This window comes from Hymenobacter duratus (assembly GCF_014698995.1).
GTDB classification, from domain to species: domain Bacteria; phylum Bacteroidota; class Bacteroidia; order Cytophagales; family Hymenobacteraceae; genus Hymenobacter; species Hymenobacter duratus.
Map to the genome: position 1 here is coordinate 553,659 of NZ_JACWZZ010000001.1, position 12,634 is coordinate 566,292.

13 protein-coding genes are annotated in these 12,634 nt (G+C 56.6%); all 13 read left to right on the forward strand.

Annotation, left to right across the window (positions count from 1 at the left end; translation table 11 throughout):
• Nucleotides 1-90: 90 nt before the first annotated feature.
• The 13 genes from IC231_RS02280 (at nucleotide 91) to IC231_RS02340 (ending at nucleotide 12,554) form a co-directional block, all read left to right on the forward strand.
• Nucleotides 91-555, forward strand: coding sequence for a GatB/YqeY domain-containing protein (locus IC231_RS02280; protein WP_185887825.1), 465 nt, complete (start codon nucleotides 91-93; stop codon nucleotides 553-555).
• Nucleotides 556-672: 117 nt separating this feature from the next.
• A complete protein-coding gene (locus IC231_RS02285; RefSeq protein ID WP_190782991.1) occupies nucleotides 673-1,194 on the forward strand; it encodes a CvpA family protein in 522 nt (173 codons plus the stop codon).
• Nucleotides 1,195-1,249: 55 nt separating this feature from the next.
• Nucleotides 1,250-1,867: an anthranilate synthase component II gene (locus IC231_RS02290; protein ID WP_190782992.1), complete on the forward strand. Its 618-nt coding sequence runs from the start codon at nucleotides 1,250-1,252 to the stop codon at nucleotides 1,865-1,867.
• 4 nt (nucleotides 1,868-1,871) lie between these two features.
• A complete protein-coding gene (locus tag IC231_RS02295; RefSeq protein ID WP_190782993.1) occupies nucleotides 1,872-2,648 on the forward strand; it encodes an alpha/beta fold hydrolase in 777 nt (258 codons plus the stop codon).
• A 203-nt stretch (nucleotides 2,649-2,851) separates the two neighbouring features.
• Nucleotides 2,852-3,538 (forward strand): CBS domain-containing protein, encoded by a 687-nt coding sequence (locus IC231_RS02300; RefSeq protein ID WP_190782994.1) that lies wholly within the window; start codon nucleotides 2,852-2,854, stop codon nucleotides 3,536-3,538.
• A complete protein-coding gene (locus IC231_RS02305; protein ID WP_190782995.1) occupies nucleotides 3,539-5,035 on the forward strand; it encodes a POTRA domain-containing protein in 1,497 nt (498 codons plus the stop codon).
• A gap of 34 nt (nucleotides 5,036-5,069) precedes the next feature.
• A complete protein-coding gene (locus IC231_RS02310; protein ID WP_190782996.1) occupies nucleotides 5,070-5,963 on the forward strand; it encodes an NAD kinase in 894 nt (297 codons plus the stop codon).
• Nucleotides 5,964-6,093: 130 nt separating this feature from the next.
• A complete protein-coding gene (locus tag IC231_RS02315) occupies nucleotides 6,094-6,990 on the forward strand; it encodes a DUF6089 family protein (RefSeq protein ID WP_190782997.1) in 897 nt (298 codons plus the stop codon).
• Between the two features lie 37 nt (nucleotides 6,991-7,027).
• Nucleotides 7,028-7,792 carry a type IX secretion system protein PorG gene (gene porG, locus IC231_RS02320; protein WP_190782998.1) on the forward strand — a complete coding sequence of 255 codons (765 nt, stop codon included), beginning with the start codon at nucleotides 7,028-7,030 and terminating at the stop codon, nucleotides 7,790-7,792.
• A 70-nt stretch (nucleotides 7,793-7,862) separates the two neighbouring features.
• Entirely contained in the window at nucleotides 7,863-8,609 is a 747-nt protein-coding gene (locus tag IC231_RS02325) for an isoprenyl transferase (protein WP_190782999.1), read from the forward strand.
• A gap of 15 nt (nucleotides 8,610-8,624) precedes the next feature.
• Nucleotides 8,625-11,144, forward strand: coding sequence for an outer membrane protein assembly factor BamA (gene bamA, locus IC231_RS02330; RefSeq protein WP_190783000.1), 2,520 nt, complete (start codon nucleotides 8,625-8,627; stop codon nucleotides 11,142-11,144).
• Between the two features lie 38 nt (nucleotides 11,145-11,182).
• The gene (locus IC231_RS02335; protein WP_190783001.1) at nucleotides 11,183-11,857 is read left to right on the forward strand and encodes an OmpH family outer membrane protein; all 675 of its coding nucleotides are present in this window, start codon (nucleotides 11,183-11,185) and stop codon (nucleotides 11,855-11,857) included.
• 37 nt (nucleotides 11,858-11,894) lie between these two features.
• A complete protein-coding gene (locus IC231_RS02340; RefSeq protein WP_223831349.1) occupies nucleotides 11,895-12,554 on the forward strand; it encodes an OmpH family outer membrane protein in 660 nt (219 codons plus the stop codon).
• Nucleotides 12,555-12,634: the final 80 nt, after the last annotated feature.

Sequence of the window (12,634 nt, forward strand, 5' to 3'; positions counted from 1 at the left end):
CCGGTTTCTCCTGTTCGGCCTGCTTTGGCTGCTTCCGGCTCCGGCTTGCAGCAAAAACCGTAATCTTGCACCTCATTTCCCCCTTTCCTTATGGCTCTGAAAGAAACCATCGACGCCGATATCAAGAAGGCCATGCTGGCCAAAGACAAAGTGCGCCTTACCACGCTGCGCAGCATCAAGTCGCAGATTCTGCTGGCCGAAACGGCCGAAGGCCAACACGGGGCCGCCCTCACGCCCGACGCCGAAATCAAGCTGCTGACCAAACAGGCCAAGCAGCGCCGCGAGGCCGCTGAAACCTACCAGAAGCAGTTTCGCTCCGACCTGGAGGAAGTGGAGCTCAACGAGCTGGCCATCATCGAAGAGTACCTGCCGCAGCAGCTTTCCGAAGCGGATCTGGTAGAGCATATCGTTGGCATTATCCAGCGGGTAGGAGCTACCGGCCCTTCGGACCTGGGCAAGGTGATGGGCGTTGCGGCGCGCGAGCTGTCGGGCCAGGCAGATGGCCGCGTGATTTCGCAGGTGGTCAGCAACCTGCTCAACAACACGAATCTGTAAGTAATGGTCTGGTTTTGACAGGCTGACATAGCGCCTGTTGCTGGGCTTCGCTTCAGGAATCCAGCGACAGGCACTATGTCAGCTTGCCAAAAACTACTGCTCTGAAACCACACGTCTGTGTCTGCTTTTGATATTCTGCTGCTCATTCCGCTGGGAGTGGGCGCCGTGAAGGGCTTCCGACGCGGGCTGGTGCTGGAGGTAGCCTCGCTGCTGGCCTTCGTGCTGGGCGCCATCGGGGGGCTGGTGCTGCTCAACGATGCTATTCCGCTCGTGCGGCACTATGTGGGCGAGGCTTTCGGTTTGCTGCCGTTCGTGTCGTTTGTGCTGGTATTTGTGGCTATTGTCTGGGGCGTGCACCTGCTGGGCAGTTTCATCAAAACAGCCGTACACCTCACGCCGCTGGGTGTCCTTGACAACCTGGGTGGCGGGCTGGCCGGCGTGCTGAAATGGGTGCTGGGCCTGAGTCTGCTGCTGCACGGTATTGGCATGGCCGGCCTGGAATTGATTTCGCCCACCCTCCTGGCCGACTCGCAAGTTCTGCCGCTGGTGCGCCAGGCAACTCCCGTGGCGCTGGAAATTATTGGTTTCGTCATGCCTTTTGCCGGCACACTACTCGATAGGCTGCGGGAAGTGTTTTAGAAAGCGGAGCAGGAAGTAAGCTCTTCAGGTTCAGCTACCCAGTTCTTGTCCACCAATGCGTCTGCTGCTGCTCGACAACTTTGATTCATTCACCTACAACCTGCTGGACTACTTCCGGCAGCTGGGGTGTGAGGTAGAGGTAGTGCGCAACGATACGCCGGCCGCCGCGCTGCAGGAGCGGCAGTTTGACGCGCTGGTCCTGTCGCCGGGGCCCGGCACGCCTGCTTCGGCTGGCAATATGATGCAGGTGCTGGCAGACTGGCACCAGCGGGTGCCGGTGCTGGGTGTTTGCCTGGGGCACCAAGCGCTGGGAGAATTTTTTGGCGCCACGCTGGCCCGTGCTGCTCGGCCAATGCACGGCAAAGTGACGGAGCTGGATGTTGCCACAGACGAGCCACTGTTTCAGGGGCTGCCCGCGCGGCTATCCGTCACGCGCTACCACTCCCTGATAGTGAAGGACCTACCGCCTACGCTGCGCGCTCTGGCCCACACCGCCGATACAAACCGCGAAATAATGGCGCTGCGCCACACCACCCTGCCCCTGACGGGCGTTCAGTTTCACCCCGAAGCGCTGCTCACCACGCATGGCCTGGCTATGCTGCGCAATTGGGTTCGGTATTGTATCATTGTAGATGAGGGCCGGCCGGCCTCTATCCTTCCGGCTGCCCTTTGAGAAGATGGAATTGCAGATTAAAGAACGTAACGAGTTTCAGTATGTAGAGGAAGGCACTGGTCCGGTACTGCTGCTGCTGCATGGCCTGTTTGGGGCGCTCAGCAACTGGCAGGCAGTGGTAGCCGAGTTCCGCCCGTCGTATCGGGTCATCATTCCGCTGCTGCCCATCTACGACATGCCGCTCACGCAGGCCGGTGTACCGGGCCTAGTGAAATATGTGGAGGGATTTGTGCGGGCCATCGGCCTGACGGAGCCCTGCACGGTTCTGGGAAACTCGCTGGGCGGGCATGTAGGCTTGGAGTACACGCTCCGCAACCCCAAACAGGTAGCGCGGCTGGTACTTACCGGCAGCAGCGGCCTGTTCGAGGACAGCATGGGCGGCTCTTTCCCCAAGCGCGGCAACTACGCCTACGTGCAGGAGCGGGTAGCCTACACCTTCTACGACCCCACTGTGGCTACTCAGGAACTGGTGGATGAGGTGTTCAGCATCACGAATTCCAATGTCAAGTGCCTGCGTATTATCAGTATTGCCCGTTCGGCCCAGCGCCACAACCTGGGCAAGGAGCTGGGCAAGATAAAAGTGCCAACGCTGCTGGTCTGGGGCCTGAACGATACTATTACGCCGCCCCTAGTTGCCCACGAGTTCAACCGCCTCATCCGGCATTCCGAGTTGCGCTTCCTCGACCATTGCGGCCACGCGCCCATGATGGAGCGCCCCCACGAGTTCAACCAGCTGCTGCGGCAGTTCCTGCTGCGCACGGAAGGCGTATTACAGGCCTGATTCCTGCTGGCAACGAATGTTTTTCGGGTAGCCGAAGAGAAGTTCCTCCTCTGGCCCGATGCTTGTGCAAAACCTTTTTCCACAAAATCTGCTTCCTACCCGCCAACCCTGCCCGCTTTTCGTATCTTCTTGCAAGGTAGCCTAGTCCTAGTACCTCGCTTCTTCAAGAACCCCCGCTTCCCCTTCTTCCAATACTTCCGCCAATGCACTCGATGATTGCCGAAGACTTGCTCAACCAGATGATTCCGCCCCTGAAGGTGTCGGATACCGTCGGGAAAGCAGCCAAGTGGCTGGAGGAATTCCATGTGGGGCAGCTACCAGTGCTCGACAACCGGCAGTACCGGGGCCTGGTAACGGAAGCCGATCTGCTGGATTTTGAGCGCGCCGACAACACCGGCCAGCTGCTGGAAGGTCTTGCGTTGGGCTATGCCAACGTGCATGTGCAGCACGACCAGCATTTCTATAGTATTATGGAAATGGCCATCCAGAACAAGGTGCAGCTTGTGCCAGTCCTGAATGAAGCCCACGAGTATATGGGAGTCGTAACGGTGAGTGATACGCTGGCCGCCTTTGGCCAGCCGCCCATTGCTGCCGGTCAGGGGGCCGTGCTGGTGCTTTCCATGGAAGAGCGTGACTATTCCCTGGCGACTATCAGCCGCTACGTAGAAGAAAACAACGCCAAAATCCTGAGTGCCCACGTGGCGCAGGATGAGCACGACCCGTATCGGATTCGGCTCACATTGAAGGTCAATACGCCCAGCCTGACACGTATTGCAGCCACGCTGGAACGGTTCGGCTATGCCATTACGGCGCAGTTCAATGGGGTTGGGGAGCTGGGCGAAGATGAGCAGGAGCGGTATAATGCGCTGCTGAAATACCTGAGTCTGTAGGTGCCGGCCCGGGCACGCAAAAGGCTGTGGCTGCTGGTTTGGCTGCTTATCTGCTGCCATTCATCCTGGGCCGCCACGCACCGGACCAGTACGCTTGCCGGCACCTGTCCGGCGTGGGCTTCTCCCGATTCCCTGCGCCTCGGCACGCTCGACAGCCTGATACAGGCACAATGCCCCGGCTATACCGTGCTACGGGTGGCGTCAGTGCTGTTTGTTGGCAACGAGACGACGAAAGAGCCGGTTCTGCGCGCCGAACTTGACTTCCGGGAAGGTGATACACTACAGGCCCGACAACTCGCAAAACAGCTGGAAGCTAACCGCCGCCGACTGTTCAACCTGCAGCTGTTTCATCAGGTCTTGGTGCAGTTGGCCTGCCGCAACGGCGAGCTGACCGTCCTGTTCAGCATGCAGGAGCGGTGGTACACGTTCCCGGTGCCCATCTTCTCCTTGGCCGAGCGGAACTTCCGGGCCTGGGCCAACCGCTCCGACCGGTGGAGCCGCGTGGATTACGGGCTGCATTTGACCCGCAACAACTTCCGGGGCCGCAACGAGCAACTGCGCGGCAACCTGCAGCTGGGCTTCAACCGCAAATACGAACTGTTTTATGAAGCTCCCGGCTATGGGCGTCGTCGGCGAATCGGCCTTGGGGTCGGGGGCTCCTACTATCGAGCCCGCGCCCTCGATTATGCCACCGTACGGGACCAGCTAACCACATTCCGGCCCGTTGAAGGCAGCCCCATCAAACGGCAGTACCTGACTGCCGGGCTGCGCTGGCGCCGCACAGTACAGTTACTTGCTGCGCTGGATGTCAGCTACCACCGGGAGCAGATATCCGATTCCATCAATGTGCTCAACCCCGATTATTACCTGGGCCGCACCAGCCGGGAATATTTCGATTCGGGGCTAAGCGTCGTGCTCAATCAGCGCAATACGTTTGCCTACCCACTCACTGGTCGTTACGCGCAGCTCACTCTCGTCTACCGCCATTTTCTCGCGGCAGCCGCTCCAGCGCAGCTGCTGGCGCAGGGCCGCTATGCCCGCTACGTCGCGCTGGGTGGTCCTTTCTACTACAGCGGAGCAGTGCAGGGGCAGTTGCGCTTCAGTCACCAGCTAAGCTATGCCGACAACCGGGCGCTGGGCTATGATGCGCTGGTCCGGGGCTACGATGCCTACGTAGTGGATGGCCGGCACTACGCACTGCTGCAGCAGGGGCTGAGCTACCGGATATTTGATGCCGGACGGGTAAGGCTGAAGGAAGTCCGCAATCCGAAAATCAATACCGTTCCGCTGGTGCTGTATTTAAATACCTTTGCCGACGCTGGTTACGTTCGGGGCGCTTCCGGTGTACCTGCCAACCAACTGCCGGGGCGTCTGCTGGCGTCCGCAGGTATAGGGGTACACCTGGTTACGTACTACGACCGGGTTTTTACCCTGGAATACACCCGTAACCTGCGGGGGCAGGGTGGTTTCTTTCTGCGCTCCGAGTTTCCCATCTGATCCTACAGCCCGTTCTTCGGATTACGCTTTCATTATGAAAATAGCCCTTCTGGGAAAGCCCCTCGATGATGAAAGCCTGCCATTCATGCAGGACTTGCTCAATGACCTTACCCGCCGCGGCACGGAGGTCAGCATCACGGCACCGTTCTTTGAGCACCTGAGTGCGCGGCTCACACTGCCCGAAGGCATCCGCACTTTCCAGCGCGGCGACTCGCTGCGCGGCGTGCAGTTTGCGCTCAGCATCGGCGGCGACGGCACCCTGCTCGACACGGTAACCTACGTTGGGAGCTACGAAATACCGATTTTAGGCATTCACACTGGTCGGCTCGGCTTTCTGGCTACCGTCACCCCCGACCGGATTGCCCAAGCTATGGATGCCCTTTTCAAAGGCCATTTCGTGCTGGAAGAACGCAGCCTGATCCGGGTCGATACCGATCCGGAAGTGTTTGACGGCATCAACTTCGGCCTCAATGAGTTCAGCATTCTGAAGCGCGACACGTCGTCTATGATTGTCGTGCACACGTACATCGATGGCGAATACCTGAATTCTTACTGGGCCGACGGCTTGGTCGTAGCTACGCCAACCGGCTCTACCGGCTACTCGCTCAGCTGCGGCGGCCCGGTAATGTTGCCCCAGACAAACAATTTTATTATTGCTCCCGTATGTCCGCACAACCTCAATGTGCGCCCCCTCATTGTATCGGACCGCAGCGTGATTTCCTTCGAAATAGAAGGCCGGAGCAACCAATTCCTGCTTTCTCTCGATTCACGCTCAGTCGCTGTTGATGCCGGTATTCAGGTTGCGGTTCGTCGTGAAAACTTCACAGTTCGTCTCGTAAAACTCAATCATGTTAACTTCCTGAGTACCTTGCGCAGTAAACTGAATTGGGGTCTTGACCGTAGAAACCCGGCCGGGACCCCCGTATAGTAGATATTCTTTTTCTGCTATTTGTTTTTTTAGTTCCCGGTATCTTCTAATTTTGTCGCCAACTGCGACTGTGTTTCTGCCAGGTTCACTTTCTCATCATCTCCTCTGATATTTTTAAACACCGCTCCATATGAAGCAAATCTTCACCTACACCCTAGCGCTGGTACTGGCCCTGTCGCTGGTAGCCTCCGAGGCGAGTGCACAGCAGTTTAGTAAGCGAAAGCAATACAACTCTGTGGGCGTGACCTTGAGTGCCATGAACTACTTTGGCGACGTCACTCCCAAGCCCAGCATTCCTAGCCTGCGCTTTGGCGCTACCCGTCCAAACTTGGGGGTAACCTTCACGCACCGCTTTACTCCGCGTATTTCGGCTCGTGCCGGTCTGTCGTATGGACGTATCACCGGTGATGATTCGAAAGCAGCGGATCCAAATGATCCGGACGGCAAGTACCGCTACAACCGCAACATGAGCTTCCGCAATGATATTGCAGAACTCTCCGTTGTAGGTATCTTCGACCTGATTCCAAACCGCAACACGTATGTGAAGCGCCCGGATCTGGTTCCTTATGTGTTCGGTGGTGTTGCCGGTTACGCGGGCAATCCTAAAGGCCTGGTTGGCAGCAACGCTCCTAGCAGCCTCTCGCAAGGTTCTTACGTGCCACTGCAGCCGCTGAAAACGGAAGGTGTTGCTTACAACAAAAGCGGTATTGCCATCCCGTTCGGTGGTGGCGTACGCTACAAAGTGAACAAGAGCTTTGACGTAGGTCTGGAAATCGGTTTCCGTAAGACCTTCAACGATTATCTTGATGACGTAAGCACCGTTTATGTAGACCAGGCTTCGCTGGGCTCGGATGCCGCCAAATATTTTGGTGGTGGCAATGCACTCAGCTCTACCGGCCAATTCGCTAATTTCAACGCTCCCGGCAGCCAGCGTGGTAAGAGCGACGAGGACGATTGGTATGTAACTACCGGCCTCACCGTAAACTACATCCTTGCTCCGCGCGTTAAGAGCCCAAAATTCCGCTAGCCACCTTTACTGGCTAGCATCACCTACAGCCAGTCAGATGACCAAAGCGAATCTCTTTAAAACACTCCTTGTTTGCTCCGTGCAGGCAGGGAGTGTTTTTTTTGCCCATTCGGCAGTTGCCCAATATACCAGCGAAATAGGGGTGGGGCTAGGCGGCCTCAGCTACAAGGGCGAACTGTCGCCGGGATATCAGTTTCAGAATAACCGGCCCGCACTGACTGCTTTTTATCGGAAGGATATTTCAGCCCCGATTACGCTGAGAGGCGCACTTATGGCTGGGTTGCTACGCGCCGATGACGGGAATGTGAAGGGTGTAAACGGGCAGATTGCTCCATTACATGCTTACCGGCGAGCCAATACCAAAGGCAGTCTGTACGAAGCATCGGCCGTGGTGGAGTATAATTTCTTCGATTACCATTACCGGAAAGCCAAGGTGCATTTCACGCCTTATGTGTTCGTGGGGCTGGCGGGCTTTCTGGCCAATACTACCACCGCCACCAACAATACCACGCTGCCGGCCCTAAACCAGAGCGGCAGTATTCTGGGACTGGCAGTGCCGGCCGGGTTTGGACTTAAATATGCCGTTTCCACGCACTGGAACCTGGGCCTGGAAGTTGGAGCACGCAAAGTATTCAGCGACCAACTGGACCATATTGATGGTAAGACCAGTGGCCAGACCGATTTGATGGGCAATCCGCACGACCAGGACTGGTATTTCTACAACGGAATAAGCATCTCCTATACTTTTTACAAAATCAACTGCCCGCCGCAGTACAAGGACAACCCGAAGCTCTTGCGCTAGAAGTGGTTGTATACACAGGACGAATGCAACCATTTGCGTAACTTGCGGCCTCTTTACGCAAAAAGTACCAATGGCCGTTCGGTCCGAAATAGACCCCCAGAATATTCCTGCCCACGTTGCTGTTATAATGGACGGCAACGGACGTTGGGCCAAGCAGAAGGGCGGCCTCCGCATCTTCGGGCATCAGAGTGCCATTACGGCTGTGCGCGAAACCGTGGAGGCCGCCGCCGAAATGGGGGTGCGTTACCTGACGCTGTATGCGTTTTCAACCGAAAACTGGTCGAGGCCAGCGCATGAGGTAATGGCCCTGATGCAGTTGCTGGTGCATACTATCCGGCAGGAAACTCCAACGCTGCTCAAAAACAGCATCCGGTTGGAAGCCATTGGCCAGACTGAGAGCCTGCCGGCTTCCTGCCAACGCGAGTTGGCGGAAGCAAAAGAACTGACTAAAGATGGCAACCGAATGACCCTGGTGCTGGCGCTAAGCTACAGCGGCCGCTGGGACCTGACCCAAGCTGCGCAGCGTATGGCGGCTGATGTTGCCTTGGGAAAACTTCGGGCTGAGGATATTAAGGAGAGCACAATAGCGGCGTATCTGACGACTGCAGGTATGCCCGACCCGGAATTGCTGATTCGTACGAGTGGCGAACAGCGAATCAGTAATTTTTTGCTCTGGCAGTTAGCCTATACTGAACTGTATATAACTGACCTGCTGTGGCCTGATTTCCGGCGCACGCATTTTGAGGAAGCCGTCAAGGCCTACCAGCGCCGGGAGCGGCGTTTTGGGAAGACGAGTGAGCAGCTAACCGTTTCGTAAGGTTTCGACGACAGAATGAATTCTTCTTTGCATACAATAGGCCGGGTTGCGGCCGTAGTAGTTACGCTTGGCCTGGGATTTCCGTTGGCTACGCTGGCGCAAACTGCCCCAGCCACAACGGGCGAGGAGCCGAAACGGTACGAGTTGGGGGGTATTACCATTAGTGGTGCCCGTTATCTGGATACGAATACGCTGATTGGCTTGACGGGGCTGCGCATCGGCGACCCTATTTCAGTGCCGGGTGAAGAGATAGGAAAGGCCATCCGCAAGCTCTGGGACCAGGGAATTCTCGGGGATGTGAGCGTATCCATTGCGCGCACCGAGGGCAACCGTATTTTCCTGGATTTCAACCTAAAGGAACGTCCCCGGCTCTCGAAGTTCGAGTTTTCGGGCATCAGCAAAGGCCAGGCCGATGACTTGGAGAAAAAAATCAAGCTGATCCGGGGCAAGGTGGTGACAGATGCACTGCTGAGCAATACCCGAACCCAGGTCCGGAAGTTCTACACCAACAAAGGGTTTCTGGATGCCAAAGTGAACATCACGCAGGTACCCGACTCCAGCCTGTCGAACAGCGTGGTGTTGAAAATCAATGTGGATAAAGGCGGTAAAATCCGCATTCGAGACATTGCATTCGAAGGCAACGAGGCCTTCAAAGACAGCAAGTTGAAGGGTAAATTCAAGAAAACGAAGGAAAAGAAGTTTCCTAAATTCCTGAACTCGGGCAAGTTCCAGCGCACGGAGTTCGAAGAAGACAAAAAGAAGCTCATCGAGTTCTACAACGCGGAAGGGTATCGGGACGCCGTTATTGTGTCGGATACGCTGGAGCGGACCGGCGATGCGCTGGCACTGCGGGTGAAGCTGGACGAAGGGCCGAAATACTACTTCCGCAACATCAGCTGGGCCGGCAACTACCTCTACGACGACAAGACCCTGGCATCAGTGCTGGGCATCAAGGAGGGAAGCGTATATAGCAAGGAAACGCTGGATAAGCGCCTCAACTACAACCCCACAGGCCAGGATATCACCTCGCTCTACATGAACGATGGCTACCTGTTCTTCTCTATTGAGCCGGTAGAAACGAAGGTGGAGGGCGACTCGATTGATATCGAGATGCGCATCACCGAAGGCGTGCAGGCCCGGGTGAAGGATATTAACATTGCTGGCAACACCAAAACGTCGGACCATGTGCTACGCCGCGAATTGCGGACTTTGCCCGGCGACAAGTTCAACCGCGAGCTGCTGATCCGTTCCCAGCGTGAAATTGCAACCCTGGGCTATTTTGACCCGGAAAAAGTAGGTATCAACCCGGTGCCAAACCAGGCGGACGGAACCGTGGACATCAACTATACGGTGGTTGAGAAACCTTCCGACCAGATTACGCTTTCGGGCGGCTGGGGTGGCTATGCCGGTTTTATTGGTACAGTAGGTCTGGTTTTCAATAACTTTTCGCTGCGTAAAGCCGCTGACTTCCGCAACTGGACGCCGGTTCCGGCCGGCGACGGCCAGCGCCTCTCGCTGAACGTACAGGCCAACGGTCTGCAGTATCAGGCATACTCCTTCTCCTTCACGGAGCCGTGGCTGGGCGGCCGCAAGCCCAATTCGCTGTCGTTTAGCCTCAACAAGAGTATTCAGCGTGTCGGCACCAATTTCGATGCTAATTCCGAGCAGTCTATCAAGGTAAACAGCGCGGCTATCAGCCTGGGCCGCCGCCTACGCTGGCCCGATGACTACTTCACACTCAGCAATTCGCTGTCGGTGAGCCAGTACAAGCTGAAAAACTACCCGTATTTCCAGGGTTTCAGCAACGGCAACGCCAACAACATCACGCTCAACACTACCCTGTCGCGCAACAGCATCGACAACCCGACCTATACGCGTCGGGGCTCGTCGCTGGCCATGAGCGTGAACCTGACACCGCCCTACTCGGTGTTCAGCGGCTCGCACCCGAACGTGAACGAGTGGGTCGAATTCCATAAATGGATGGTAGACGCCTCGTGGTTCACCCCAATTGTAGGCAAGCTGGTGCTGAATACGCGGGCGCATTTCGGTTACATTGGCACCTACAACAGTTCCCGTCCCATCGGGCCATTCGAGCGGTTCAAGCTTGGTGGTTCGGGCCTGGCGGCCGGCGGCGGCGGCAACTTCCTGGTGGGCACCGAATACATTGGCTTGCGCGGCTACGCCGATCCGAACGACCCGAATGCGCTGCCTACGGCCCAGTCGGGTTCCAGCGGTGGGGTAGCCTACAATAAATATGTAATGGAGCTACGTTATCCGGTGTCGCTGAACCCGGCGGCTACGGTTTATGTTCTGAGCTTCGCGGAGGCAGGCAACGCCTTCAACAGCTACACCGACTACAACCCGTATAAATTGTACCGGTCCGCAGGTTTTGGCGCTCGTGTGTTCATGTCGGCATTTGGTTTGCTAGGCTTCGACTACGGTCGGGCATTCGATGCTATTCCACGCACGAGTGGTACGCAGGCCACCCAGGACCGCAACCAGTTCCACTTCATCATCGGCCAGCAGATTCGCTAACTATGGCAGCAGCGGGCCGGCTTTCTATTTTCGCACCTATGAAAAAACTGCTTTCCACGCTGGCTACTACGCTGGTGCTGCTGGTCGCAACCGGCTCTTCATCCTTCGCTCAGAAGTTTGGCTACGTCGACTCTGAATTCCTGATGAGCAAGATGCCGGCTTACGCGCAGGCGCAAACCGAGCTGAACACGTTGTCGTCGAACTGGCAGAAGGAAATTGAGGCGCAAAAGAAGGACCTTGATAAGCTCTACCGGACGTATCAGGCAGAAGAAGTGCTGCTGACTGAGCCGATGAAAAAGAAGCGTCAGGACGAAATCCTGAAAAAGGAACAGGACATCAAAACCTACCAGAACAAGATTTTCGGCTACGAAGGCCAACTGTTCAAAAAGCGGCAGGAGCTGACCAAGCCGGTGCAGGACCAGGTATTCGAGGCCATTGAAAAAGTTGCCAAGAAGAAGCAGTTGGCTATTGTGTTCGATAAGTCCGGCGACCTGACCATGCTCTACACCAATCCAGTGCATGATTACACGGAATTTGTGATGGAAGAGCTGGGTCTGGCAACCGAAGACCGCAACCAGACCGCCCAGAAAGGCAGCGTAAAGACGGTGGCAACGCCTAAAACGCCGGCTGGCGATGAGGCTGACGTAGATACGGAAAAAGGCGCCACCACGCCTGCGCCCCGTACTACGCGTCCGGCCAGCCGAAAAAACTAACTTTGCAACATTAACCCTCTCAGACGTTCTCCTTTTGATGACCACCATGAACATGTTCCGCGTTGCGTTGGCTGCGGCCGCCCTCACTTTCACTTCGGCGACGGCTACGTTGGCGCAGGCTCCTACTACGGCGGCCACCACTACCAGCGGTCCGCTGAAAATCGGCTATACCAGCGTGGAATACGTGCTGAGCCAGATGCCCGAAAGCAAGCAGATAGAATCTGACCTAAAAGCTTTCAGCACGCAGCTGGAGAACCAGCTCAAGAGCAAATATCAGGAGTACCAGACCAAGGCAGAAGCCTACCAGAAGGGTGGTTCTACCATGACCGACGTAGTGCGTGCCGATAAGGAGAAGGAGCTGACCAATATGCAGCAGTCCATCCAGGAATTCCAGCGCAGCGCCGACCAGAGCCTGCAGCAGAAGCAGCAGACGCTGCTGAAGCCGGCTCTGGACAAGCTGCAGAAAACCATTGACCTGGTAGCAGACGAAAACGGCTACACGTACGTGCTGAATTCGGACGGTGCCAGCCCGGTGCTGCTCCACGGCCCCAAGGAAGGCGACATTTCGGACCTGATTCTGAAGAAAATGGGCGTAACGCCGGGTGCGGCTCCGGCCGCTCCTTCGGCTGCTCCTAAAGCTGCCACGCCGGCCGCTCCGGCCAGCAACACCAAGACGAAAACCAAAACGAAGAAATAAGGCTTCCTACGCCATTATTACTCGGCAAAGAGGCCGGAGCCCTGTGCTCCGGCTTTCTTGTTTATAGAAGGGCTCTACAA